Origin of the sequence: Sphingobium amiense (assembly GCF_003967075.1) — a bacterium.
Classification (GTDB): Bacteria; Pseudomonadota; Alphaproteobacteria; order Sphingomonadales; family Sphingomonadaceae; genus Sphingobium; species Sphingobium amiense.
This window is the reverse complement of the sequence record NZ_AP018664.1, coordinates 3,224,542-3,247,681: the sequence shown is the minus strand read 5'-3', so window position 1 is coordinate 3,247,681 and position 23,140 is coordinate 3,224,542. Positions and strand designations below refer to the sequence as shown.

Genomic DNA, 23,140 nt, shown 5'->3' with positions numbered 1-23,140 from the left:
TGCGGCTTGCTCTACTGCCCGGCGGCATTAGATGGAAGCGGCAATGACCGTCATTCTGGGCCTGGAATCGAGCTGCGACGAAACCGCCGCCGCGCTGGTGCGCGCGGACGGGCGCATCCTCGCGCACCGGCTCGCCACGCAGGAGGAAGCGCACCGTCCCTATGGCGGCGTGGTGCCCGAAATCGCGGCGCGCGCACATGTCGAGGTGCTGACCCCGCTGGTCGAGGCGGCGCTCGCCGATGCCGGGATGACGCTGGCAGACGTCGATGTCATCGCCGCGACGGCGGGTCCGGGCCTCATCGGCGGAGTGATGGTCGGCCTCGTCACGGGCAAGGCGCTGGCCCATGCCGCGGGCAAGCCGCTGATCGCGGTCAATCATCTGGAAGGCCACGCCCTCTCCCCCCGCCTCGCCGACCGCAGCCTGCAATTTCCCTATCTGCTGCTGCTCGTGTCGGGCGGCCATTGCCAGTTGCTCCATGTGAAGGGGCCGGGCAACTATACCCGCCTTGCCACCACCATTGACGATGCGGCAGGCGAAGCCTTCGACAAGACCGCCAAGCTGCTCGGCCTCGGCTATCCCGGCGGGCCGCTGGTGGAGAAGGCGGCGGCGCAGGGCGATCCCAGGGCGGTGCCGCTTCCCCGCCCGCTGGTCGGCACGGACGAACCGCATTTCTCCTTCGCGGGTCTCAAGAGCGCGGTGATGCGCGCGGCCCAGTCGGGCAAGTATCGCACCGAAGACATCGCCGCTTCCTTCCAGCAGGCGGTGATCGACTGCCTGATCGACCGGACCCGGCGCGCGCTGGGACGCAGCGAGGGCGTTACCGCGCTGGTCGTTGCGGGGGGTGTCGCCGCCAACGGTCCGATCCGCGCCGCGCTCGAAGCGCTGGCGGCTGGCCATGACCTGCCTTTCGTCGCGCCGCCGCTGTGGCTGTGCACAGACAATGCGGCCATGATCGCATGGGCGGGGGCGGAGCGTTATGTGGCAGGGCTGATCGACGATCTGACGGTCCCGGCCCGCCCGCGCTGGCCGCTCGACCCGGCGGCGGAAAAGGCGCGGGGAGCAGGGGTAAAGGCATGAAGGCAGGGGTCATCGGGGCAGGGGCGTGGGGCACCGCGCTGGCGCAGCTCATGGCGGCGGACGGACGCGATGTGGCGCTCTGGGCGCTGGAGCCGGAGGTCGTCGACGCGGTCAACGGCCGCCGGGAAAATCCGCTCTATCTGCCGTGCATCGCGCTCGCCCCCACGATCCGGGCGACCGGTGCGATGACGGACCTGTCGGACTGCGACCTGCTGCTCGTGGTCAGCCCGGCCCAGCATCTGCGCGCGGTCGTCGCGCAGGCTCCGGCGGGCCTGCCGCTGGTCCTGTGTTCCAAGGGGATCGAGGCGGGCACCGGCCTCCTCATGTCGCAGGTCGCGCAGGACGCGCAGCCTTCCTCGCCCATCGCCGTCCTGTCCGGCCCTACCTTCGCGCATGAGGTGGCGAAGGGATTGCCGACCGCGATCACGCTCGCCTGCGAGGATCGGGATCTGGGTCAGCGGCTCGCCGCGCGCATCGCCCGCCCGTCCTTCCGCCCCTACCTCTCCGACGATGTGATCGGTGCGGAGATCGGCGGCGCGGTCAAGAACGTCCTCGCCATCGCCTGCGGCGTCGCAGAGGGCGCGGGCCTTGGCCTCAACGCGCGCGCCGCGCTCATTTCTCGCGGCTTCGCCGAAATGACTCGGTTCGGGCTGGCGCGAGGTGCGCGGGCGGAGACGCTGGGCGGGCTTTCGGGTCTGGGCGACCTCGTCCTCACCTGTTCGTCCACCAATTCGCGCAACTTCTCGCTGGGGAAGGGGCTGGGCGAGGGGCAGAGCGCGGCGGACCTGCTCGCCAACCGCCGCACCGTGGCGGAGGGCGCGCATACCGCGCCCGTGCTGCGCGATGCCGCCCGCGCCGCCGGGGTCGAAATGCCCGTGGTGGAAGCGGTGTGCGCGCTGCTGGCCGATGCCGCGCCGCTGGGGCAGGTGATCGACGCGCTGCTCGCGCGCCCGCTGCGTCCCGAATAAGCCGTCGCGCATTCGCCCGAAACACCCTACAAGCCGTCCGCAGCGATGACCCAGGCAGAACAGCCCCTCACGGCGACGGATCGCACCCTTCCTGACGACCGGGACGATATTGCCGCACTGGCGAAGGGCGGGCGGACCAACATCTTCGGCTTCCTGCTGCGGCTGGCCGCGCGCCTGCCCTTCCTGTTCATCGCCGGACGCTGGTATGGCGCGGATGCGCTGGGACGCTTCGCCTATGCGGTGCTGGTGGTGGAGTTCGTGGCGCAGATCGCGACGCTCGGCCTCAAACGCGGCCTTGCCGGGGCGCTGGTGCAGACCGAGCGGCCCCATAGCCATGTCGTGACCGACGCCATGGTCGTGACGCTGCTTGCCGCGCTGCTGGGATCGGCGCTGCTCGTCGCCTTTCCGCAGGCGATGTTTCCGAACAGCGCGATCAACGGTCTCGACCGGCTGCTGGCGCTGACCGTCATCGCGGTCGCCGGATCGGACGTGGCGCTCGCGGCCTGCGCCTATCGCTTCGATGTCGGCGCGACCGTGCGCGCGCGCGCCGTGATCGAGCCATGGACGATCAGCATCGGCGCCTTCGCTTTCGCTTTCTATTCGGAGCGCGACGGCCTCATCCTCTCCTACGCCGTGTCGATGATCGCGGCGCTGGTCGCCTCGCTCATTCCGATGACGCGCCATTATGGCGTGCCGCGCGGCTGGCGGCCCGATCGTCTGCGGCTCTGGCGGCTGGCGCGGCGCAACCTGCCGCTCGCCGCCGCCGACGGGGTGGAGTGGGGATCGCGGCGGCTCGACATGGCGATCCTCGGCCTTTTCGTCAGTCCGGCGGTGATCGGCGTCTATTATGTGGCGCAGCAGGTCGCCTCGCTGCCGCAGAAGCTCAAGACCAGCTTCGACCCGATCCTCGGGCCGGTCATCACCCGCAACCTTGCCGAAAACAACCTTGCCGCCATCGCCCGGCAGGTCAGTCAGGTGGGCTTCTGGATCATCGCCGCGCAGGCGGGCATCGCGCTGGCGCTCGGCATTCCGGGCGAAGCGGTAATGGGCCTCGTCGGGCCCCATTTCGTCGGAGGCACGGGCGCGCTCGCCTTCCTGCTGCTGGCCGAAGTGGTCGCGGCGACGGCGGTGGTCAGCGAATCGGCGCTCGTCTACATCGCCCGGCACCGCAACCTCATGATCTCGCTCGTCATGATCGGATTGCAGGCGGCGTTCAGCTTCGCCCTGATCCTCGGCGCGCGGCGCCTGGGGCTGCCGGTCATGTGGATCGCCGCCGCGCCCGCGCTGGCGCTCTGCATCGCGCTCGGCATCAGCGCGCTGGTGAAAGCGCGGCTGCTCTCGCGCCTGCTCGACGCGCCGGTCAATGCGTGGCGCTGGCCGCTGCTGATCGCGGCGGGGGTCGCCTGCGTCGTCGGCGCGGCCTTCGTGTCCGTGCCGCCGCATTATGAGTGGGTCGAGCTTGTCTTCGGCGTCTGGGCAATCCTAGGCGCCTATGGCGTCGTCATCTGGCGCTGGGGCTTCGGCCCGGAGGATCGCACCCTGTTTCGCAAACAGAAGGCGGCGTAAGAAAGCCGCCCTCCCCTGTCGTCAGGCGAACAGGCGGTCGCGGATCACCACCAGATCGTCTTCGGGCCGCGCGCCCCAGTGCGAGATGACCTCCGCCGCCGCCGCAGCGCCGAGCGCGAGGCAGTCGGCGACCGGACGGCCGTCGATATGCGCGGCGAGGAAGCCGGACGCGAACAGGTCGCCCGCGCCTGTCGTATCGACGATCTGGCTGACCGGCGCGGCGGGCGCTTCGTAGCGAACGCCATCGACGATCGCGACCGCGCCCTGTTCGCCCCGGGTCGACACCAGCACCGGCACCTTGTCCGCGAAGCGCGCAAGCGCGGCGTCGAAATCGTCGACCTGCGCCAGAAAGCCGATTTCCCCTTCGTTCGAGAAGAGAATGTCGATCAGCCCCTGTTCGATGAGGGCGAGGAAGTCGGCGCGATGCCGGTCGATGACGAAATTGTCGGACAGGGTGAAGGCGACCTTGCGGCCCGCGCCCTTCGCCGCGTCGATGGCGGCGCGCATCGCGGCACGGGGCTGCTCGGGGTCCCAGAGATAGCCTTCGAGATAGAGGACGCCCGCCGAGCGGATCATGTCGAGGTCCAGCGCGGCTTCGGGCAGGAACTGCGACGCGCCGAGGAATGTGTTCATCGTGCGCTGCGCATCGGGCGTCACGAGGATGAGGCAGCGGGCTGTGGGCACGTCGCCCTGCATGACCGGCGTGTCGAACCGGATGCCGAGCGCGCGCACGTCATGCGCGAACACCGCGCCCAACTGGTCGTCATTGACCTGCCCGATGAAGCCGCACTTCTTGCCCAGCGCCGCAAGGCCCGCCAGCGTGTTCGCCGCCGATCCGCCGCTGATCTCCTTGGCCTGACCCATGTCGGCATAGAGGGATTCGGCCATCGCCGCGTCGATGAGCTGCATTCCGCCCTTGGTCAGCGCATGTTCGGCAAGAAAGGCGTCGTCGCTGCGCGCGAGGACATCGACGATGGCGTTGCCGATGGCGACGACGTCGAGAGTGGGGGCGGAAGCGGTCACGCAATGTCCTTCGGATGATGGCAGGAATTTTGCCGTCTCTATCGGCGGCGGCAGGTGGGCGCAACGCCGCTGATTGACGGCGGGGACGGGCAGGCGGATAGAAAGGCGATGGTTCTGAACGCTGCCCTGCGCTCCATCCCTTCGATTTTTCAGGGTGCGGCGCTGCGCCTGCTGGGCAAGACCTTGCTGCTGACGCTACTGCTGTTCGTGGCGCTGGCGGCGGGGCTGTGGGCGGCCGTCCACGAACTGCGCCTGTGGTTCGGCTGGGGCGGCGGCGGCGCGGCGGAGGCGACCGCCACGGCGGTGGCGCTGGTCGCGGCGGGCTGGCTGCTGTTCCGCGCGACCGCGATGGCGGTCATGAGCCTGTTTGCCGACGACATCGTCGAGGCGGTGGAGCGCGCCGACTATCCCCATGTCACGCCCCGCCCGGTGGGCTGGGCGGCCAGCATCCGGCTGGCGCTGCGGTCGGCGGGACGGGCTATCGGCTGGAACCTGATCGCGCTGCCTGCCTATATCCTGCTGCTGGTGACGGGCGTGGGGACGGTGGGGCTGTTCCTTGGCCTCAACGCCTATCTGCTAGGGCGGGACATGGCGGAACTGGTCGAGCCGCGCCATCCCGCACTGCCGCCCATCGGTCGCGGCAGCCGGTGGCTCATGGGCCTCGTTTCGGCGCTTCTGTTCCTCGTCCCCGTCCTCAACCTGCTTGCGCCGGTGTTCAGCGCGGCTATGGCGGTGCACATGCTGCTCGGGCGAAAGACACGGCCATGATCCCATTCCGGCTCCTGCCGCTGCTGGCGTTCAGCGCCCTCGCCGCCTGTGGCGGCGTCGTGCCGGAGCCGGGCTATACCCCGCCGCCCGCCGGGCCGCCCGCCAGCGCTTTCCTGAAGCAGGGGCCGCTGCTGGGATCGGATGCGAAGGCGCTGACCCACCTCTTCGGCCAGCCGCGCCTCGACATCCGGGAAACGACCGTGCGCAAGCTGCAGTTCGCCAACGGGCGCTGCGTGCTCGACGCCTATCTCTATGCGCCGGGCCAGGGGAAGGAGCCGGTGGTGACGCATGTCGATGCGCGCACGCCTGCCGGAGCCGATGTCGATCCGGCGGGCTGCGCGGCGGCGCTTCAGGCGAAATAGGCGGCGCCGACGCGACACTTGGCCGCGGCCGAAGTTCACACCGTTGTCGGGCTGTGCGGCGACGGAAAACCGCGCTTTTCGTGGGAGAACGCGCCTTCGACGCGCCACCCGCGCGCCGCCGAAGCACCATCGACGCGCCAGTGAAGCGACAGCGAGGCGACAGGATCAGGGCGTCAGCCGCTCCACCGCCCAGCGCGCGGCTTCGGCCACCGCCGGGTCGGGATCGGCGACGAGCGGCGCGAGGCGCGGGATCAGCGCGGGATCGCCGCTGTTGCCTGCGGCGATGGCGGCGTTGCGCACCATCCGGTCGCGCCCGATCCGCTTGATGGGGGAGCCGGAGAAAATCTCCCGAAAGGCCGCATCGTCGAGGTCGAGCAGGTCGGCGAGCGCGGGCGCGGCGAGCTCCGCGCGGCCAAGGAATGCCCGGTTCGCCGCGCCCATGTCCGCGAACTTGTTCCATGGGCAGACGGCGAGACAGTCGTCGCAGCCATAGACGCGGTTGCCGATGCCGGGGCGCATATCGTGCGGGATCGGCCCTTTATGTTCGATGGTGAGATAGGAGATGCAGCGCCGCGCATCGACGACATAGGGCGCGGGGAAAGCATCGGTCGGGCAGGCGCTCTGGCAGGCGGTGCAACTGCCGCAATGGTCGCTTTCGGGCGCGTCCGGCTCCAGCGCGATCTCGGTATAGATGGCGCCCAGGAACAGCCAGCTTCCGTGCGCGCGGCTGACGAGATTGCTGTGCTTGCCCTGCCAGCCGAGGCCCGCGCCCTGCGCCAGCGGCTTTTCCATGACGGGCGCGGTGTCGACGAAGACCTTGAGCGCCGTCGATTGCTGATCGACCAGCCAGCGGGCGAGCGCTTTCAGCGCCTTCTTGACGACATCGTGATAGTCCCTGCCCTGCGCATAGACGGACACGCGCGCGCGCTCGGGCACGTCCGCCAGCGCCAATGGGTCGCGGCCCGGCGCATAGCTCATCCCCAGCATGATGACGCTGCGCACATCGGGCCACAGGCCGCGCGGCGACCCGCGCTGCTCGGCCCGCTCCTCCATCCACAGCATGTCGCCATGATGCCCCGCGTCGAGCCAGTCGCGCAGCCGCTCCCCCGCGCCCGGCGCGGCGTCGGCGGGCGCGATGCGGCAGGCGGCGAAGCCCAGCCGCGCAGCCTCGCTTTTCAGCCGCTGTTCCAAGGTTTCTGTAGGCACGGGCACGGGTCCGGATTATCAGGATGGGATGATCGGCGATACCCCGGCCCCTGCGGCAGCCCCCTATTCCGGAAACGCGGTCGAAGGCCATGGCCTTGTCAAGAATTTCGGCAGCTTCCGCGCGGTGGACGGCATCGACATCGCGGTGCCCGCCGGCACCATCTACGGCATTCTGGGGCCGAATGGCGCGGGCAAGACGACTTTGCTGCGCACGCTGCTCGGCATCGTCGATCCGGACGAGGGGCATCGCACGCTGCTGGGCGCGGACCAGCCGCTGCGCATGGCGCGGCAGGTCGGCTATCTGCCCGAGGAGCGTGGCCTCTATCCGTCGATGAAGGCCTTTGAGGCGATCGCCTTCATGGGCGCGCTGCGCGGCCTGCCGCTTGCCGAGGGGCGCAGAAGGGCGAAGGCGATGCTGGAGGGGCACGGCATGGGCGCGTCCGTCGACAAGCCGATCCGACAGCTTTCCAAGGGCATGGCGCAGACGGTGCAACTGTTCGGCACCATCATCCACGAGCCGCGCCTGATCGTGCTGGACGAACCCTTTTCCGGTCTCGACGCCATCAATCAGGAGAAGCTGGAGGCGCTGATCCGCGAACAGGCGCGGCGCGGCGTCACCATCCTTTTTTCCACCCATGTCATCGCCCATGCCGAACGGCTGTGCGAACGCATCGCCATCGTCGCGGGCGGGCGCATCCGGTTCGAGGGGACGCCGGGGGAAGCGCGCGACCGGCTGCGTCCGCAGGTGCGGCTGCGCACCCGGACCATCGACGGCGCATGGCGGCGGGCGCTGCCGCCCGACACGATGGCGGAGGACGGCGCGTGGCATTTCGCCCTGCCCGACGAGGGGATCGAGCCGCTGCTGCGCGCCCTGATCGACGATTCGGCGGGGATCGAGAGTCTGTCGATCGAGCGGCCGGGGCTGCACGACGCCTTCGTCGCCATTGCGGGGGCGGACGCGGCGCGGGCGATGGATGCGCCGCGCGAGGGGGAGGACACATGACCGCATTGTGGCGCGCCGCCTTCGTCATCGCGCGGCGGGACTTCACCGCCGTGGTGTTTTCGCGCACCTTCCTCTTCTTCCTTCTGGGGCCGCTGCTCCCGATCCTCATCGGCTTCGCTTTCGGCGGATTGGGCGACAAGATCAGCAGCACCGACCTGCGCCCCGTGATCGGCGTCGCCATGCCCGCGCAGGACAATGCGGCGTTCGGCCGCGCGCACGGGCGGCTGGCCGAACGGATGGGGGATAAGGCTCTCGCGCGCATCCGCCTGCTTGCGCCGGCGAACGATCCGCGCGGTCTGCTCGCCCGGCCCGACAGCGGCGTGGTGGTCATCCTGACCGGCACGCTCGCCCGCCCGCTGCTGACCGGCAAGGCGGAGGATCTCGACCGGTTGCAGGGCGATGTCAGCCTGATCGCGACGGCGGCTCTGGCGGAAAGGACGCTGCATTTTGTTCCCGTCGCGCGGCAGGAGGTTGCGACCAGCATCGGCGCGCAGGCGCAGGGTCGGCTGCTGATCGGGCGGGTGGCGCAGGTCATCATGTTCTTCCTCACCATCCTGCTGGCGGGCATGATCCTGTCCAATCTGGTCGAGGAAAAGACCAACAAGATCATCGAGATACTGGCCGCCGCCGTGCCGATCGACGCGATCTTCCTCGGCAAGCTGATGGCGATGCTGGCGATGAGTTTCGTCGGTATCGCCTTCTGGGGCAGCGCCGCCTTCGCCGTTTTCGCGGCGCTGGGCGGGCATCCTGCTGCGCTGCCCGAACCTGCGGTGGGCTGGCCCGCTTTCCTGATCCTCGCGGTGCTCTATTTCGCGATGGCCTATACGCTGCTCGGTTCGCTGTTCCTCGGCATCGGGGCGCAGGCGGCGACGGTGCGCGAGGTGCAGACGCTCAACATGCCGATCACCATGGGGCAGATGCTGATCTTCTTCTTCGCGAGCTATGCGGTCGAGCATCCCGGATCGCATGCGGAAATCGCCGCCTGCATCTTTCCGTGGAGTTCGCCCTTCGCGATGATCGTGCGCGCGGGGCAGGAGTCGGCGCTGTGGCCGCACCTCGTCGCGCTCGTCTGGCAGGCGCTGTTCGTCGGCCTCATCATCCGGGTGGGCGTGGTCCTTTTCCGCCGCCATGTGATGCAGTCGGGCGGGCGCTGGTGGAAGAATCTGTTCAGGCCGGCGACAGGGTAAGTCGGGCATATCCGCCCGATGAACCGGCGGCATTTTCTGGCAGGACTGGCGGGCGGCGCGGGCGCGCTGGCGCTGTGGCAGGCGCTGCCGGGCGAGGCGCGCGCGGCCTTCCCCTATCGGCTGACGGACGCGGAATGGCGCAAAAAGCTCAGCCCCTGGGCCTATAAGGTGCTGCGCCAGCAGGCGACCGAATATCCCTATAGCAGCCCGCTCAACACGGAGCATCGCAAGGGCGTCTTTTCCTGCGCGGGATGCGGGCAGAAGCTGTTCGACGCGAAAACCAAGTTCGACAGCGGCACCGGCTGGCCGAGCTTCTGGGCGCCGCTGCCGCGCGCGGTGGGAACGAGCCGGGACTTCGACCTCGGCTACCCCAGGACCGAAGTCCATTGCGCGCGGTGCGGCGGCCATCTGGGCCATGTGTTCGACGATGGGCCAAAGCCGACGGGCCAGCGTTACTGCATGAACGGCGTGGCGATGGCGTTCACTGCTGCCTGATGCGGTAGAGGCGCAGGGGCGCTTTCACCGGCACCGGCTCCAGCCATTCGGGCGCCTGTCCCCGCGCCAGCGCGGCAGCCAGTCCGCGCGGATTTTCCTTCGCATAGCCGCGTAGCTCGGTGAGGCCGTCGCACGCCACGACATAGGCGGCGCCGGTGCGGCCGATGACGCCGCGCGCGGCATCCGGCGCATCGACGAAGCCGTCGATCACGGCGGTGATGCCCGCCGCGTTGCGATGATGCGCGGTGCCGATGACGCGGTGGCGCGTCTGGACGAGGATGTCCGGTCCCATGTCGAGCGGCGCGAACAGCGTCGCGGGCGGCAGGCCCTTAAGCGGCGCGAGCACGCGCGCAGCGCGGCAGTTGACCGCAGACTTGCCCGGATCGTCCTTCGCGGTGACGGCGGCCCATGCGGAGCAGAGGCCGACCGGCGTCAGCAGCATCAGCGCGACCGATCCCGGCACGCGCACCCAAGCGCGGCTGTCCGCCTGCGCGTGGCGGAAGGCCGTGAGGATGGCCCAGGCGATGCCGGGCAGCGCGAAGACATGGGCGACCGACAGCGCGCGCATCACCATGACCGACACGGCCGTCGCGCCCGCGAGGAGCGCGGCGACCACCAACCAGCGCGCGCGGCTTTCGCCCTGCGCGCGGTGAGCGGCGAGCAGCGTCGATGTCATGCCCAAAAGCGCGGGCAGCAGGATGACGCCCTGCAGCGCGCGGCTCTGTTCCCAGACCGGGCGGCCCTCCATGACCTGCAGATACCAGAGGCGGTAGGCGACCGGGCCGAGCGCGGCGAAGGGATCGCCGGTGAGGCAGGGGCCGCCGGTAATCGCGAAGAGCGCCAGCGCCGCGCCGCCGCCGAGCATGGCGACGGTCAGGCGGCGGGGGGCGCTGTGCAGCCCGGCCACCCTTGCGGCGAGCGCCACCGTCGCCGCCATCAGCGCGAGCGGCCAGACATAGGCGGCGGACAGGGCATCGCAGGCGCGGGTGAGCGCGGCGTCCGGCCCCCGCAGCAGGACGAGCAGCGGCAGAGCGCTCCCGCCCAGCGTGACGGCATAGGCGACGAAGCGCGGCGCTTCGTCCCGTGCGACCCAGTGGCGCAGCGCGAAGATCGCGCCGAACAGCGCCGCATAGGGCAGCGCCTCGCTGGAAATCTGGAGCCAGAGAGCGACCGCCAGCCCGGCGACGATCCCGCCGCGCCGGGCGCGCGAATCGAGTGCGCCCGCCAGAGCCACCGTCGCCAGCAGGATCTGCCAGCCATGATGGTCGATGCGCAGCGGCGTGAACTGGACGAGGACGGTCGGCGTCGCGCAGAGCAGAACGACTGCGCCCAGCGCGATCCGTTCCCCCGCCAGCCGCCGCGCGGCGACGAACAGCGCCGCCACAAGCCCGCCCAGCAGCAGCAGCGGCGTCAGGATGAGCGCGGCCAGTTCCGCTCCCGCGCCGCCCAGCAACAGGCGCAGCATCAGGATGAGCGCGGCGATGGGCATGTCGACGATGCGGCTCCAGTGCATCGGCCCGCCGAAGGGCGGATTGACCCGATGCTGGCTCACGTCCCAGAAGGCCTGTCGGCTGATCCAGTCGCGCACCTGCGCCAGCCGCATCGCATCGTCCGGGTCTTTGAAACCCAGCGCGGCATAATCGCTACGGAACAGCCACAGCATGACCGCGCAGCAGGCGAGCCACGCGATCAGCGCCCAGACGGCGGGCCTGCGAACCTCAGGCGCGGGCGAAGACGCCATAGCGGCGGATCGCATAGACGGCGAGGAAGCTGACCGGCACGGCCAGCGCCCTGGCGGTCGCGGGCGGCAGGCCGAGGGCGGTGAAGCCGCCGACAAGCAGGGTGGTGACGGCAAGGCCGACGAGCGCGCTGAGGGCAAAGCCGGCGCATTGCGCGGGCGAGGCGTCGCCGCCGCGCAGGAAGACGAAACGGACGCTCAGCAGCCAGTGGAGCAGCAGACCCGCGCAATAGCCCATCGCCGCCGCGCCCATCGGCCAGACGCCCGCACGGCTCATGCCCAGAAAGACGAGGAAATCGCAGGCCAGCGCGCAGACGCTCGCCATCAGATAGCGCGCGAAGATCATCTTCGGCAGCAGGATCGCCATCGCCTTCGCCATGGGATCAGGCGGCCCGGAGCCGCGCGGGCACGGCGCGCACGCTGTTCAGGGCAGCCTGCGCATCGGCGTCGGCCGCGATCTGGCCTTCATCGCCCGCCTCATGATATTCGGCGTCCTCGTTGACGCTCCATACATCGTGGATGCGCGCCCCTGCGACGATGTTGCGGACGGTCAGCATCGCCGTCATCATCGCATGGTCCTGATTATTATAGCGGTGCATGCCGTTGCGCCCGACCATGTGGAGCGTGGGATAGCGCGCCTCCAGTTCAGTGCGCATGGCGAGCACATTGGCGGCATAGGCGTCATCGTAGACCGGATAGGCCTTTTCCTGCCGCACGACCGCGCCGCCGACCACATCGCCGGGCTGGCACAGACCCAGCGTCGCCATTTCGCGCGTGGCGAGCGCGATGAGATCCTCGTCGGAAGAGGCCCACAGGCCGTCGCCTTCGAAGCAGAAATATTCAAGGCCCACGCAGGCGAGACTGGAGTCGGGCACCATTTCAGGCGACCAGCTCCGGAAATTCTGGATGCGGCCGACCTGCACCTTCGAATCGTGGATGTAGATCCAGTTGTCAGGGAAAATATCCTCGCCCTTCACCATCAGCGCGACGGTCAGGAAGTCGCGATATTTGAGGTCCATCGCTTCAGGCAGGGTCGCGGGCAGCGGATGGATGCGCGCGGCGAGTTCCCGCATCGGCGCGGAGGAGATGACATGGGCGGCGTTGATCGTCACGTCGCCGTCCGGTCCCTGCGCCACCAGCCGCCAGCGGCCGTTCGCCTGATCCTCTTCCAGCCGCTTGAAGCTGTGCGCCATCAGCACGCGGTTGCCGCCCGCCACCACGTGATCGCGCGCGGCGTCCCACATCATGCCGGGGCCAAGGCGCGGATAGCGGAAGGTTTCGAGCAGCGTCTTGGTCGCCATGCCGTCATTGGGCTTTTTGTTGAGGCCGAGGCTGCGCTTGAGCCCGTCCTTGACCGCGCCCCAGAGCGACAGACCCTTGATGCGCTGCGCCGCCCAGTCCGCCGACATCTCGTCGCAGGGCATGCCCCACACTTTTTCGGTGTAGGTTTTGAAGAAGATCGAGAAAAGCCGGTGACCGAAGGCGTTGACGGTCCAGTCCTGGAAGGAGCGGACATGGCGGTTGGGAAACAGCTTCGCCTTCGCGAAACTCGCCATGCAGAGGGTCGAGCGCCAGACGCCGAGGTTCCACAGCGCCTCGAACGCGCGCAGCGGATAGCTGTAGAATTTGCCCTCATAATAGATGCGGCTCATGCGCGGGCGCTGGATGAAGTCGTGCGGCAGGATCTCGTTCCACAGATCGACGACCTGCTGCGACTTGGAAAAGAAGCGGTGCCCGCCAATGTCGAAACGGAAGCCGTCATGCTCCACCGTCCGGCTGATGCCGCCGACATAGGTCGGGTCTTTCTCGATCACCGTGACGGAAAGACCCTGTTTGGTCAGGAGATAGGCGGCGGTCAGCCCCGCCGGGCCCGCGCCGATGATGGCGACATCCACGGCGGCATCCACGGGGCGTTCGGTGCGCGGCATGACAGGCTGGTCCTCGGGCTGGTCCTTCATGCCTGCCGGAGTGAAGGAAATCCTCTAAGGACTGGTTAATGGCCGGTAAGGATGGCGCGCTCGTCCAAAAGGAAAGGGCCGCTCCGCCGGTGCGGAACGGCCCTTGATCCTGCGCGAAGGCGCTGCTTCAGCCGAAGCGCTGCGCCAGCGTGTTGAGATCGCTGCGCGCGCCGCCGATGGCTTCGCCATAGCAGGTGCGGTAATCGTTGGTGACGGGCATGATCGAACCGCTGACATAGCCGCAGACCTGCTTCGACGCGCGGATCAGACGATAGTCGGCGCGGCGCAGATCGGACTGATTCGCAAGGTTGAGGTCGGTCAGCGACACGGTGACGGAGCGGGTCTGCGCGCCGGTGCTGCCATCGACGATCACGTCCATGTCGGTGCTGCCGGCGCTCGCGATGCCGGGAAGCGAAAGGGCGAGAGTGGCGGCCATCGCCACCAGCATCTTCTTGGTCATCCAAAATCTCCTGTCGAACGAATGTTTCGCCCCACGTCTGACATGGAAGCAGGGTCATGCCCTAAATAAGTGCACGCCCTGTGCTTGAAAAGAGGCCACTTTCAAGAAAATGGCGGTTTTCCGCGCTTTTTGCGCCTGCGAAGATTAACGGTGCAGGCGGATCAAGGACTTAGTGGCGGAAATGCCGCATGCCGGTGAAGACCATGGCGAGGCCCGCTTCGTCCGCCGCGGCGATCACTTCGTCGTCGCGGATGGACCCGCCCGGCTGGATCACGGCGGTGGCGCCCGCCTCGACCGCCGCCAGCAGCCCGTCGGCGAAGGGGAAGAATGCGTCGGACGCTACGGCCGAGCCGATGGTGCGCGGCTGCGCCCAGCCCGCTTTCTCCGCCGCGTCCTTCGCCTTCCACGCGGCGATGCGCGCGGATTCGAGCCGGTTCATCTGGCCCGCGCCGACGCCTGCGGTGCTGCCGTCCTTCGCATAGACGATGGCGTTCGACTTCACATGCTTGGCGACCGTCCAGGCGAAGAGGCAGTCGCTGAGTTCCTGATCGGTGGGCGCGCGCTTCGTCACTTGCCTGAGCTGCTCGCGCGTCACGCGGCCATTGTCGCGGCTCTGCACCAGCATCCCGCCCGCGATGCTCTTCATCTGGAGGCCGGGGCGTGCCGGATCGGGCAGGTCGCCGGTCAGCAGCAGGCGCAGATTCTTCTTCTTCGCGAAGATCGCCTTGGCGTCCTCGTCCGCGTCGGGCGCGGCGACGACTTCGGTGAAGATGCCGCTGATCGCTTCGGCGGTGGGGCCGTCGAGCGGGCGGTTGACCGCGATAATGCCGCCAAAGGCCGACACGCTGTCGCAGGCGAGCGCCGCCTCATAGGCTTCGATCAGCGTTTCGCCGGTGGCGACGCCGCAGGGATTGGCGTGCTTGACGATCACCACGGTCGGCGGCCCGTCGCGGAACTCGCTCACCAGTTCGAGCGCGGCGTCGGCGTCGTTGTAGTTGTTGTAGCTCAGTTCCTTGCCCTGCACCTGCCGCGCCTGGGCGATGCCGTTCGCCGAAAGGCCGACCGGCAGATAGAGCGCGGCGGACTGGTGCGGGTTCTCGCCATAGCGCAGCGTCGCGTCCAGCCTGCTGGAGACCGAGAGGCTTTCGGGGAAGGCCATGCCCTGATCGGCGAAGGCGAACCAGCTTGCGATCGTCGAATCATAGGCGGCGGTCGCCGCATAGGCCTTGGCCGCCAGCATCCGGCGGAAATCATAGCTGGTCGCACCGGCCTTTTCGGCCATTTCCGCGATCAGCCGGGCATAGTCGGCGGGATCGGTGACGATCGCCACGCTCTCGTGATTCTTGGCGGCGGAACGGACCATCGACGGCCCGCCAATGTCGATATTCTCGATGATCTCCTCGCGCTCCGCGCCCTTCGCGACGGTCGCGGCGAAGGGGTAGAGGTTGACGACGACGAGGTCGATCGCGCCGATTGCGTGCTCGTCCATCGAGGCGACATGTTCGGCATTGTTCCGCACCGCGAGCAGGCCGCCATGCACCTTGGGATGCAGCGTCTTGACCCGCCCGTCCATCATCTCGGGAAAGCCGGTGAGGTCGGAAATATCCTTCACGTCGAGACCCGCCTCGCGCAGCGCCTTCGCCGTGCCGCCGGTCGACACCAGCTCCACCCCGTGCGAGCCGAGCGCCTTGCCAAGCTCCACAAGGCCGGTCTTGTCGGACACGGACAGAAGGGCGCGCTTGATGGTGACGTCGGTCATGGAAGGGCTTTCTCCGGAGGGGCAGGCTGGCTTGCGCGGTCCCTTAAGGGCAGATCGGGCAAAAATACAGTCCCGGATGTGAGGGGACGGCCCCTCTTCACCCCATCCGCTTGAACAGCCAGCCGATGTTCGATCCGCCGGGCAGCGCTTCGCCGGTCACGACGAGCTGGCGCGTGGGATGGGGGCGCCCGTCGCCGTCGACCCAGAGGCTTTCCTCGACGCTCAGCACGCCCGCGCCGGTGCGGAACTGCCACATCACGCCCGAATCGATGCGCAGCACCGCGCCCTGACTGTCGGCGGTCAGCGTCGGCTCGACGCCGGGCGCAAGGTGGAAGCGGAGCTGCACCGGCTGGCGCTGCGGCTTGCGGCGGCGCTCGGCGGGGGTGAGCATGTCTTCGCCGCGCACTTCGCGCCCGTCGCCGCTCACCATCAGCAGGCGGCGGTGGACATAGCCCATGCGCCGGACATAGCCGTCATGGCTGATGTCGATGCGGCTGCCATTGTCGGTTTCCTGCCGCGTCAGTTCGACCTCGGTGACGCCCCTGCCCAGCGTGCCGTCGGGCAGCAGCGCGGTCGAATTGCTGTCGTTGAGCACGAGAGTGCTGTGCGCGGCGGTGGTGCGCAGCCCCTGCGCCAGATCGCGCGGCACCCATGCGCCTTCCAGCGCCGCGCCGCCGCAGTTGACGATGAGGCGCTGCGACCCGTCGCTGATCTCGACCGCGCCGGTCGAGGCGCAGCCCGCCGCCGCCAGATGCGCGACCGGCGGGGGCGCGGCATCGACCTGCACGACGGTCGCGCCCGCCGCGATCCGCTGATAGCCCCAGTCGCGCGCCTGCCGCAGCGGACGGGCGCGCACCCGGCTTGCCTCCACCACCGCGCGCACGATGTCCGGGGCAATCGCACCCGCCCCCTGCCAGCTTCCGAGGCCACCGTCGCCATGGGCGAGGCCGAGCAGCGCAGGGACCGCGCGCGTCAGCGCGTCGGCGATGCAGGGCGGCGGCGTTTCGCGCCGCACCTGATAGACCGCCTGCACCATGGTGAGCAGCATCACCGCTTCCATCTGCGCCAGCGGGGATCGCGACACGATGCCGCCATCGGCGTGGAAGCCGCTGTCGATGGCGCGCTTCATCCCCGCCTCGCCGAAGATGCGGCGCGCTTCGCCGCCGGGGATCAGCAGCGCGGCAGCGAGGATGCCGCCCCATGCGGCAAGGCGCGGCAGGCCCATCGGCGCCTTGTCGGCGCTGCGGTCGAGATGCCGGGCGGTGCGGGCGATGCAGTTGAGCACGAGCGAGCGGTAGACGAGATCGCCTGACGACAGGATCAGCGGCGCATGCGCGGTCCAGAACAGCAGTCGCCAGCCCGCATTGTCCGCCCGCCATGCCGGTTCGCTGGGCGTTTCATGATGCGCGTCGAGCCATTTGCGCATGATGCTTTCGGCGATGGGCGCGCCCTGCTCGCGGTTGGCGCTGGCCGCCAGATCGCGCAGCCAGCGGAAGCCGTGCAGATAGTCGGTAAAGGGGGCAGGCAGGTCGGTGCGGGCGAAATCGAGCGAGGCGATAATCTGCTTCTGCCCCCGGAACAGCAGGTAGCCCGCCCGCATCGCCGCGCCCGCGCGCGGGTCGCCGGGCACGGCGTCGTCGGGCACGGCCAGCAGCTTGAGCGGATATTTGCCCTTCAGGCGGCGGCCATGGATCGGCGTCTTCCAGCTCAGCAGGTAGAACTGGTTGGCGATCCGCTGCGCCAGCGACAGCCCCTTGTCATCCGCGACGCGGATGAGCCGCTTGCCCTGCTCGATGCCGTCCTCTTCCGGTTCGTCGGGAAGAGTGTGGCCCTTGCGGGCGGGGAGGCGGCGGGCTTCGTTCACCCGCCCCGCAGCGCCCGGATATTGTCGGCATAGGCCGATGGCCCGCCGCGGAAGGTGGCCGTGCCCGCGACCAGCACGTCCGCGCCCGCCGCGATGGCCTGCGGCGCGGTGATCAGGTCGATGCCGCCGTCCACCTGCAGGCGGATGTCGCGGCCCGACTTTTCGATCATTTTGCGGATCGCTTCGATCTTGCGGAGCTGGCTGGGGATGAAGCTCTGCCCGCCGAACCCCGGATTGACGCTCATGACGAGGATGAGGTCGACATCGTCGATCAGATAGTCGAGCATCTTGGCCGGGGTGCCCGGATTGAGCACCACGCCCGCCTTCACGCCCAGCGACCTGATATGCTGGACGGTGCGGTGGATGTGCGGTCCCGCTTCGGGATGGACGGTGATGATGTCCGCGCCCGCGCTCGCGAAGGCGTCGAGATAGAGATCCACCGGCGAAATCATCAGATGCACGTCGAACGGCTTTTTCGTGTGCGGGCGCAGCGCCTTCACCACCGCCGGGCCGATGGTGATGTTGGGCACGAAATGCCCGTCCATCACGTCGATATGCACCCAGTCGCAGCCCGCTTCGTCGATGGCGCGCACTTCCTCGCCCAGACGAGCGAAATCGGCGGAGAGGATGGAGGGTGAGATGAGGACGGGACGGGTCATGTGACCGTTCGCCTTAGTGCCCGTCCGGCACAAGGGCAACGGGGATTTTCGGCGATTCGAAAGGGGGCGGGCCGCGACCGGCCAACCTCTTCAAAGCATGACGAAAATGGTGGGGTCCAGCTTGTGCGACAGGTGCGCGTCGGGGGGCAGGAGCTGCTTGGCGCCATGCAGCGCGATCACCTCGCCCTGCGCGTCCAGCACCGGGGCGGCGACCAGCCGCATCGCGCAGCGTCCGCCGTCCGCCCGGTCGATGTCCACGTCCAGCGTGAAGCCGCGCCTGTGGCTGATCGCATAGGCGCGCAGCCGCTCCATCGCATCGCGCGAGTCCGGGGCGTAGAGGGACGCGGCATGGGCACGGGCGACCGGCGATCTGCGTTCCAGCCCGAACAGGTCGTAGACGCCCGCCGTCCAGCTCAGCCGCTCATCGGGCAGGTCGCAGCGCCAGAGGCCAAGGCCGCGCTCCGCCAGCGCCTCCTCATTCTCCGACACGTGCGGATCGAGCAGGGCGGTCGACAGATGCTCGCGCAGGTCGAACAGCGGCCAGCTATGATTGAGGGGTAGCGGCTCGACCGGACGCATGCGACTCCTTTCGTTACGGCTGCGATCATAGCGCAGTCGCGTTAAGAATCTCTATGGCTCTTTTGTCAGGGCAGCGATGAAGAAGCCGTCCGTGCCGCCCTGCGCCGCCAGCGTATCGGGCAGGGTGCGCAGCCAGCCCTCGGGTGTGGGCGCGATGCCGCCGGGCAGGGTGGCGGCGTCCGGCGTCGCCAGCGTAAAGTCGCTCCGGTTCTCGAGAAAGCGGGCGATCTGATCCTCCCCCTCCGCCCGTTCGAGCGAGCAGGTGGCATAGACGAGCCGCCCGCCCGGCTTCACCCAGTCGGCGGCGCGGGCGAGCAGTTCGGCCTGCAATTCTGCCAGCTCCGCGATCTGGCGCGGGCCGATGCGATGGAGCACGTCCGGGTGGCGGCGGTAGATGCCGGTGGCGGAGCAGGGCGCGTCGAGCAGCACCGCATCGACCGGCTCATCGGGCTGCCACTGGCGCAGGTCCGCCTGCACGACCTGTGCGGCAAGGCCGGTGCGCGCGAGATTCTCCGACAGCCGCTCCAGCCGCTTCTTCGACTGGTCCACCGCCGTCACCTGCCAGCCCGCCGCCGCAAGCTGCATCGTCTTGCCGCCCGGCGCGGCGCAGAGGTCGAGCGCGACGCGCCCCTCGCCCGCGCCCAGCAGCCGCGCCGCGCACGAGGCGGCGATGTCCTGCACCCACCAGGCGCCCTGCGCAAAGCCCGGCAGGTCGGGGATGGCGACGCCTTCGGGCAGGCGGACATGGCCGGCGGCGAAGGATGTGCCGCCCGTTTCGGCTGTCCACTTCGCTGTCTCGTTCATGTCGCGCAGGCCGATGTCGACCGGGGGCCGCACCGCGTAGGCGCTGGCTGCCGCCAGAGGCATCGCCGCGCCCCATTGCGCCGCCCAGCGTTCGGCAACCTGCGCCGGGAGCGTCGGCGGATCGGGCAGCAGCGGCTCCGCCCGCGTCACCGTGCCGAATACGCCATGGACGAGCCTGCGCGGCCCGCCGTCCACCAGCGGCAGTGCGGTCGCGATCGCGGCGTGGGGCGGGGTGTCGAGTTTCAGCGTCTGGGCGAGCGCGATGCGCAGCACCATGCGCGCTTTCGCATCGTCGGGCAGAGGCTGTTTGGTTGCGCCGTCGATCAGCGCGTCGAGATCGGGCAAATGGCGCAGCACCTCGGCGGCGATGGCGTGCGTGAGCGCCCGGTCCTCGCGCGGCAATCCCTGCGCCGCGCCGTGCAGCGCCAGTTCCAGCGCCTCCCCTCGGCGCAGCACCGCGTCGAGCAGCCGGAGCGCCGCACGCCGGGCGGGCAGGCCGGGAACATCGTCAGGGCGGGGAGAAGGGCGGCGGCGAGGGGGGCGGGGCATCGGCGGCCCCTACGCGCTTTCGACGTCAAAGAAAATGGGCGCCGCCCATGCCGATGGCGATGAACAGCGCGATCCAGATCAGGACGCCGATCACGAGCGCGACCCAATCCGATGGTTCGGGACGCGCCGCCTCGCCCTTGGGCACGGCTCGCAGCGAGGAGGGAATGTGCCATTGGCCCAATGTCCCGATACGGATGGTCCTGCGCCCTACGCCATGGAAGAAGCGGGCGGTGTGGCGCGAGAAAATATGGTCGAACGCCACCTCAACGACCAGCCCGCCCACCTGCCGGACGACGAAGTCCGCCGCTTCTGCGGCAATTTCGTCCAGCGGCATCAGCGCCCGTTGGGATCGAGCGCGCTGCGGCTGCGGCGCGCGGGGGCTGCGGGCGAAAGAGCCGATGTCCGCTGCATCGCCGTCGGAGGAGCGGCAGGCGCGCCCATGTCCGCTGCGATATCCTGCAACGCCGCGATGCGCTTTTCGGTCGCGGGATGGGTCGAGAAAAGTTCGCTCACATGGGTCGGCACGATGTAAAGCTGCGCGGTGGCGGGGTTGCGCTCCACCACCGGGTTGGGGATCGCCTGCGCCGCGCCGGAAATCTTCGCCAGCGCCGATGCCAGCGCGCGCGGATTGCCGCTGATCTCCGCGCCTGCGCGGTCCGCGCCATATTCGCGCGTGCGGCTGATCGCCATCTGCACGATCATCGCGGCGAAGGGGGCGACGAACACCGCCAGCAGGCTGGCCGCCATATTGCCATGGCCTTCGCGCTCCCCGCCGCGAAAGAAGAGGCCGAAATTGGCCAGCATCGAAATCGCGCCCGCGACGGTCGCCACCATCGTCATGATGAGCGTGTCGCGATTTTTCACATGGCCCAGCTCATGCGCCATCACGCCCGCGACTTCCTCGCGGCTCAGCATCGAAAGCAGGCCGGTGGTCGCGGCGACGGCGGCGTTTTGCGGATTGCGGCCGGTGGCGAAGGCGTTGGGCGCATCCTGGTCGATCACGTAGACGCGCGGCATCGGCAGCCCGGCGCGCTGCGCCAGTTCCTGCACCAGAGCGTAGAAATCCGGCGCGCTCGCGGCGTCCACTTCGCGTGCATTGTGCATGGAAAGGACGATGCGGTCGGCATTCCAGAAGGTGAAGAGGTTCATGCCCGCCGCCACCAGCAGCGCGATGACCGCGCCGCCGCTGCCGCCCAGCGTATAGCCCAGCGCCATGAACAGCGCCGTAAGCGCCGCCAGCAACATGGTCGTCTTCATCCCGTTCACTTGCAAAGCACTCCTTCCCCGCCCAGATAGCGAACCGACGATGAATATGGGGTTGATCGGCCCCGCCCGCAATCGACCCGCCCGCAATCGAAAGGCCGCGCTCATGGGAACCTTCAACGGCAAGCGCCCGGCGCATGTAAAGCCGCCCGCGCATCTTTCCAAAAGCCCGCCCGTCCCCGCCCCCGATCCGGTCGAGGCGCCCTCCCGCAATGCGGAAGAACTCAGCCCGACCCGCTATGGCGACTGGGAGCGGAAGGGAATCGCGATAGATTTCTGACACTTCCCGCCACGCTTCGCCGACGATTTGGCACGATTGACGATGGATCGTGCCGCGGGCGCGAGGAGCCTCGGGCCGCGCTCTGGCCATTTCCGCCCGCCGCTGTGCACACCGCCATCTGTCGAGGGAGGCGAAGAGCGTGGGTGTGCAACTGGTTCATGACATGACGACGAAGGCGGTTTCGGACTATGCGCCGGAAGACGCGGCGCTGCTGTGCGCGGTGGGGCGGCTGGTGTGTGCGTGGACGATGCTGGAGCAGAGTCTGGAAACCAAGATCGGGCTGATGCGCGATGCGATGGGCGACATCCGCACCGTGGGCGCGCGCACGCGGCCCAGCATGGCGAAGCTGATGACCGAACTGCGCACGATGGTCGCCATGCGCGACCGCCGCAACGCCAGCGCGCTCACCGAAATTTCGGAGATAGAGCGCGACATGCAGCGGATCGACCGCTTCCGCGCGCTTATAATCCAGGGATTTCACCAGCCCGCCGAGGGCGGCTTCACCTGCCGCGACGGACGCAACAACCTCCAGCATATCGCGCTGCACCAACTGGAGGCGGAGATCGCATCGCTCGAAACCATCGCCAGTCGCCTGCTCGCCGTCTGATCCGCCTGCTCCGGCCCGCTTGACCTTTTTCGCAGGTGCGGCAAAGACAGCGCAACTGCGTCTACAGGGGATTCGACCTTGACCAAGCCTATTCGCAAAGCCGTGTTTCCCGTCGCCGGTCTCGGTACGCGCTTCCTGCCCGCGACCAAGGCGGTGCCCAAGGAACTGCTGCCCGTCGTCGACCGTCCGCTGATCCAATATGCCGTGGACGAGGCGCGCGAGGCGGGAATCGAACAGTTCATCTTCGTCACCGGCCGTGGCAAGGGCGCGATCGAGGATTATTTCGACATCGCCTTCGAATGCGAGACGCTGCAACGCGAGCGTGGGAAGGACATTTCCGCGCTGGAGGGCACGCGGCTCGATCCGGGCAACGCTGTGTTCCTGCGCCAGCAGGAATCGCTGGGCCTCGGCCACGCCATCTGGTGCGCGCGCGACATCGTGGGCGACGAACCCTTCGCCATCCTGCTGCCCGACGAATTCATGAAGGGCGAAAAGGGCAATGGCTGCATGAAGCAGATGGTCGACGCCTATGAAAAGGTCGGCGGCAACCTCGTCTGTGCGCTGGAAATCCCGATGGACCAGACGCCGAGCTATGGTGTGATTGATCCGGGCGCGCGCGACGGCGCGCTGACCGAAGTCAAGGGTCTGGTCGAAAAGCCCAAGCTCGGCACCGCGCCGTCCAACCTCATCCTGCCGGGGCGCTACATCCTCCAGCCCGAGGTGATGAAGATCCTCGCGACGCAGGAAAAGGGCGCGGGCGGCGAGATCCAGCTTACCGACGCCATGGCCGCGATGATCGGAAAGCAGCCCTTCCACGGCGTGACGTTCGACGGCCGCCGTTTCGACTGCGGGTCGAAGGCGGGTTATATCGAAGCCAATCTGGCGCTTTCGCTGGAGCGCGACGACCTACGCGACCATATCCGCGCCTTCGCGGCGGAAGAACTGGCGCGCTGAGGCGGGCCGA

24 protein-coding genes are annotated in these 23,140 nt (G+C 68.7%); 11 read left to right on the top strand and 13 right to left on the bottom strand.

The window, feature by feature from the left end; genetic code table 11:
• Nucleotides 1–43 precede the first annotated feature (43 nt).
• Genes tsaD through SAMIE_RS15825 form a run of 3 tightly spaced genes read left to right on the top strand, consistent with a single transcriptional unit; the run spans nucleotide 44 to nucleotide 3,612 of the window.
• Nucleotides 44–1,078 carry a tRNA (adenosine(37)-N6)-threonylcarbamoyltransferase complex transferase subunit TsaD gene (gene tsaD / locus SAMIE_RS15835; RefSeq protein WP_066699854.1) on the top strand — a complete coding sequence of 345 codons (1,035 nt, stop codon included), beginning with the start codon at nucleotides 44–46 and terminating at the stop codon, nucleotides 1,076–1,078.
• Nucleotides 1,075–2,046 (top strand): NAD(P)H-dependent glycerol-3-phosphate dehydrogenase, encoded by a 972-nt coding sequence (locus tag SAMIE_RS15830; protein ID WP_066699856.1) that lies wholly within the window; start codon nucleotides 1,075–1,077, stop codon nucleotides 2,044–2,046. Before tsaD ends, SAMIE_RS15830 begins: the two co-directional genes overlap by 4 nt.
• A 45-nt stretch (nucleotides 2,047–2,091) precedes the next feature.
• Nucleotides 2,092–3,612, top strand: a complete 1,521-nt coding sequence (locus SAMIE_RS15825; protein WP_066699857.1) for a lipopolysaccharide biosynthesis protein — start codon at nucleotides 2,092–2,094, stop codon at nucleotides 3,610–3,612.
• A gap of 21 nt (nucleotides 3,613–3,633) precedes the next feature.
• Here SAMIE_RS15825 and SAMIE_RS15820 read toward each other — a convergent pair whose 3' ends face one another.
• Nucleotides 3,634–4,635 carry an adenosine kinase gene (locus SAMIE_RS15820; protein ID WP_066699859.1) on the bottom strand — a complete coding sequence of 334 codons (1,002 nt, stop codon included), beginning with the start codon at nucleotides 4,633–4,635 and terminating at the stop codon, nucleotides 3,634–3,636.
• 108 nt (nucleotides 4,636–4,743) lie between these two features.
• Here SAMIE_RS15820 and SAMIE_RS15815 point away from each other — a divergent pair, with 108 nt between their 5' ends.
• Nucleotides 4,744–5,403 carry an EI24 domain-containing protein gene (locus tag SAMIE_RS15815; RefSeq protein ID WP_066700027.1) on the top strand — a complete coding sequence of 220 codons (660 nt, stop codon included), beginning with the start codon at nucleotides 4,744–4,746 and terminating at the stop codon, nucleotides 5,401–5,403.
• Nucleotides 5,400–5,765, top strand: a complete 366-nt coding sequence (locus SAMIE_RS15810; protein WP_066699861.1) for a hypothetical protein — start codon at nucleotides 5,400–5,402, stop codon at nucleotides 5,763–5,765. The genes SAMIE_RS15815 and SAMIE_RS15810 overlap by 4 nt, the downstream gene beginning before the upstream one ends.
• Nucleotides 5,766–5,930: 165 nt before the next feature.
• Here SAMIE_RS15810 and queG read toward each other — a convergent pair whose 3' ends face one another.
• The gene (gene queG, locus SAMIE_RS15805) at nucleotides 5,931–6,956 is read right to left on the bottom strand and encodes a tRNA epoxyqueuosine(34) reductase QueG (protein ID WP_066699863.1); all 1,026 of its coding nucleotides are present in this window, start codon (nucleotides 6,954–6,956) and stop codon (nucleotides 5,931–5,933) included.
• A gap of 43 nt (nucleotides 6,957–6,999) precedes the next feature.
• Here queG and SAMIE_RS15800 point away from each other — a divergent pair, with 43 nt between their 5' ends.
• Genes SAMIE_RS15800 through msrB form a run of 3 tightly spaced genes read left to right on the top strand, consistent with a single transcriptional unit; the run spans nucleotide 7,000 to nucleotide 9,656 of the window.
• A complete protein-coding gene (locus tag SAMIE_RS15800; protein ID WP_066699866.1) occupies nucleotides 7,000–7,974 on the top strand; it encodes an ABC transporter ATP-binding protein in 975 nt (324 codons plus the stop codon).
• Complete coding sequence (locus SAMIE_RS15795; RefSeq protein ID WP_066699867.1) at nucleotides 7,971–9,161, top strand: ABC transporter permease; 1,191 nt, start codon at nucleotides 7,971–7,973, stop codon at nucleotides 9,159–9,161. The genes SAMIE_RS15800 and SAMIE_RS15795 overlap by 4 nt, the downstream gene beginning before the upstream one ends.
• Nucleotides 9,162–9,179: 18 nt before the next feature.
• Nucleotides 9,180–9,656, top strand: a complete 477-nt coding sequence (gene msrB, locus SAMIE_RS15790; RefSeq protein ID WP_066699868.1) for a peptide-methionine (R)-S-oxide reductase MsrB — start codon at nucleotides 9,180–9,182, stop codon at nucleotides 9,654–9,656.
• Here the strand turns inward: msrB and SAMIE_RS15785 are convergent.
• The 11 genes from SAMIE_RS15785 to htpX form a co-directional block, all read right to left on the bottom strand.
• Nucleotides 9,643–11,397, bottom strand: coding sequence for a hypothetical protein (locus SAMIE_RS15785; protein WP_066699872.1), 1,755 nt, complete (start codon nucleotides 11,395–11,397; stop codon nucleotides 9,643–9,645). The genes msrB and SAMIE_RS15785 overlap by 14 nt on opposite strands.
• Nucleotides 11,375–11,761: a GtrA family protein gene (locus tag SAMIE_RS15780; RefSeq protein WP_066700029.1), complete on the bottom strand. Its 387-nt coding sequence runs from the start codon at nucleotides 11,759–11,761 to the stop codon at nucleotides 11,375–11,377. The genes SAMIE_RS15785 and SAMIE_RS15780 overlap by 23 nt, the downstream gene beginning before the upstream one ends.
• Before the next feature lie 16 nt (nucleotides 11,762–11,777).
• A complete protein-coding gene (locus SAMIE_RS15775; RefSeq protein WP_066700031.1) occupies nucleotides 11,778–13,322 on the bottom strand; it encodes an NAD(P)/FAD-dependent oxidoreductase in 1,545 nt (514 codons plus the stop codon).
• Between the two features lie 157 nt (nucleotides 13,323–13,479).
• On the bottom strand, nucleotides 13,480–13,812 hold the full coding sequence (locus SAMIE_RS15770; protein WP_066699873.1) for a UrcA family protein: 333 nt from the start codon (nucleotides 13,810–13,812) through the stop codon (nucleotides 13,480–13,482).
• 169 nt (nucleotides 13,813–13,981) lie between these two features.
• Entirely contained in the window at nucleotides 13,982–15,571 is a 1,590-nt protein-coding gene (purH, locus tag SAMIE_RS15765) for a bifunctional phosphoribosylaminoimidazolecarboxamide formyltransferase/IMP cyclohydrolase (protein ID WP_066699875.1), read from the bottom strand.
• 97 nt (nucleotides 15,572–15,668) lie between these two features.
• Nucleotides 15,669–17,435 carry a heparinase II/III family protein gene (locus tag SAMIE_RS15760; protein ID WP_066699876.1) on the bottom strand — a complete coding sequence of 589 codons (1,767 nt, stop codon included), beginning with the start codon at nucleotides 17,433–17,435 and terminating at the stop codon, nucleotides 15,669–15,671.
• Nucleotides 17,432–18,094, bottom strand: a complete 663-nt coding sequence (gene rpe, locus SAMIE_RS15755; protein WP_066699877.1) for a ribulose-phosphate 3-epimerase — start codon at nucleotides 18,092–18,094, stop codon at nucleotides 17,432–17,434. The genes SAMIE_RS15760 and rpe overlap by 4 nt, the downstream gene beginning before the upstream one ends.
• Before the next feature lie 90 nt (nucleotides 18,095–18,184).
• Nucleotides 18,185–18,673 carry a diguanylate cyclase gene (locus tag SAMIE_RS15750; RefSeq protein WP_066699879.1) on the bottom strand — a complete coding sequence of 163 codons (489 nt, stop codon included), beginning with the start codon at nucleotides 18,671–18,673 and terminating at the stop codon, nucleotides 18,185–18,187.
• A gap of 51 nt (nucleotides 18,674–18,724) precedes the next feature.
• Nucleotides 18,725–20,026: an RsmB/NOP family class I SAM-dependent RNA methyltransferase gene (locus tag SAMIE_RS15745; protein WP_066699881.1), complete on the bottom strand. Its 1,302-nt coding sequence runs from the start codon at nucleotides 20,024–20,026 to the stop codon at nucleotides 18,725–18,727.
• 25 nt (nucleotides 20,027–20,051) lie between these two features.
• Nucleotides 20,052–20,360 (bottom strand): hypothetical protein, encoded by a 309-nt coding sequence (locus SAMIE_RS15740; RefSeq protein WP_066699883.1) that lies wholly within the window; start codon nucleotides 20,358–20,360, stop codon nucleotides 20,052–20,054.
• Nucleotides 20,360–21,292: a zinc metalloprotease HtpX gene (htpX, locus tag SAMIE_RS15735; RefSeq protein ID WP_232037281.1), complete on the bottom strand. Its 933-nt coding sequence runs from the start codon at nucleotides 21,290–21,292 to the stop codon at nucleotides 20,360–20,362. Before htpX ends, SAMIE_RS15740 begins: the two co-directional genes overlap by 1 nt.
• A gap of 103 nt (nucleotides 21,293–21,395) precedes the next feature.
• Between htpX and SAMIE_RS15730 the strand changes: the two genes are divergently transcribed.
• The 3 genes from SAMIE_RS15730 (at nucleotide 21,396) to SAMIE_RS15720 (ending at nucleotide 23,130) form a co-directional block, all read left to right on the top strand.
• On the top strand, nucleotides 21,396–21,569 hold the full coding sequence (locus tag SAMIE_RS15730) for a DUF1674 domain-containing protein (RefSeq protein ID WP_083952449.1): 174 nt from the start codon (nucleotides 21,396–21,398) through the stop codon (nucleotides 21,567–21,569).
• Nucleotides 21,570–21,732: 163 nt separating this feature from the next.
• Entirely contained in the window at nucleotides 21,733–22,176 is a 444-nt protein-coding gene (locus SAMIE_RS15725; RefSeq protein WP_066699889.1) for a hypothetical protein, read from the top strand.
• A 78-nt stretch (nucleotides 22,177–22,254) separates the two neighbouring features.
• Nucleotides 22,255–23,130: a UTP--glucose-1-phosphate uridylyltransferase gene (locus SAMIE_RS15720; protein ID WP_066699891.1), complete on the top strand. Its 876-nt coding sequence runs from the start codon at nucleotides 22,255–22,257 to the stop codon at nucleotides 23,128–23,130.
• Nucleotides 23,131–23,140: the final 10 nt, after the last annotated feature.

Excerpts from the sequence above, each read along its gene's own strand:
- tsaD (WP_066699854.1), top strand. The coding sequence starts at position 44 with ATGACCGTCATTCTGGGCCTGGAATCGAGCTGCGACGAAACCGCCGCC.
- SAMIE_RS15770 (WP_066699873.1), bottom strand. The coding sequence starts at position 13,812 with ATGACCAAGAAGATGCTGGTGGCGATGGCCGCCACTCTCGCCCTTTCG.
- SAMIE_RS15730 (WP_083952449.1), top strand. The coding sequence starts at position 21,396 with ATGGGAACCTTCAACGGCAAGCGCCCGGCGCATGTAAAGCCGCCCGCG.
- SAMIE_RS15800 (WP_066699866.1), top strand. The coding sequence starts at position 7,000 with ATGATCGGCGATACCCCGGCCCCTGCGGCAGCCCCCTATTCCGGAAAC.
- rpe (WP_066699877.1), bottom strand. The coding sequence starts at position 18,094 with ATGACCCGTCCCGTCCTCATCTCACCCTCCATCCTCTCCGCCGATTTC.
- SAMIE_RS15795 (WP_066699867.1), top strand. The coding sequence starts at position 7,971 with ATGACCGCATTGTGGCGCGCCGCCTTCGTCATCGCGCGGCGGGACTTC.
- SAMIE_RS15825 (WP_066699857.1), top strand. The coding sequence starts at position 2,092 with ATGACCCAGGCAGAACAGCCCCTCACGGCGACGGATCGCACCCTTCCT.
- msrB (WP_066699868.1), top strand. The coding sequence starts at position 9,180 with ATGAACCGGCGGCATTTTCTGGCAGGACTGGCGGGCGGCGCGGGCGCG.
- SAMIE_RS15725 (WP_066699889.1), top strand. The coding sequence starts at position 21,733 with ATGACGACGAAGGCGGTTTCGGACTATGCGCCGGAAGACGCGGCGCTG.
- SAMIE_RS15780 (WP_066700029.1), bottom strand. The coding sequence starts at position 11,761 with ATGGCGATCCTGCTGCCGAAGATGATCTTCGCGCGCTATCTGATGGCG.
- SAMIE_RS15740 (WP_066699883.1), bottom strand. The coding sequence starts at position 20,360 with ATGCCGCTGGACGAAATTGCCGCAGAAGCGGCGGACTTCGTCGTCCGG.
- purH (WP_066699875.1), bottom strand. The coding sequence starts at position 15,571 with ATGACCGACGTCACCATCAAGCGCGCCCTTCTGTCCGTGTCCGACAAG.
- SAMIE_RS15810 (WP_066699861.1), top strand. The coding sequence starts at position 5,400 with ATGATCCCATTCCGGCTCCTGCCGCTGCTGGCGTTCAGCGCCCTCGCC.
- SAMIE_RS15830 (WP_066699856.1), top strand. The coding sequence starts at position 1,075 with ATGAAGGCAGGGGTCATCGGGGCAGGGGCGTGGGGCACCGCGCTGGCG.
- SAMIE_RS15775 (WP_066700031.1), bottom strand. The coding sequence starts at position 13,322 with ATGCCGCGCACCGAACGCCCCGTGGATGCCGCCGTGGATGTCGCCATC.
- SAMIE_RS15815 (WP_066700027.1), top strand. The coding sequence starts at position 4,744 with ATGGTTCTGAACGCTGCCCTGCGCTCCATCCCTTCGATTTTTCAGGGT.
- SAMIE_RS15750 (WP_066699879.1), bottom strand. The coding sequence starts at position 18,673 with ATGCGTCCGGTCGAGCCGCTACCCCTCAATCATAGCTGGCCGCTGTTC.
- SAMIE_RS15785 (WP_066699872.1), bottom strand. The coding sequence starts at position 11,397 with ATGGCGTCTTCGCCCGCGCCTGAGGTTCGCAGGCCCGCCGTCTGGGCG.
- SAMIE_RS15745 (WP_066699881.1), bottom strand. The coding sequence starts at position 20,026 with ATGCCCCGCCCCCCTCGCCGCCGCCCTTCTCCCCGCCCTGACGATGTT.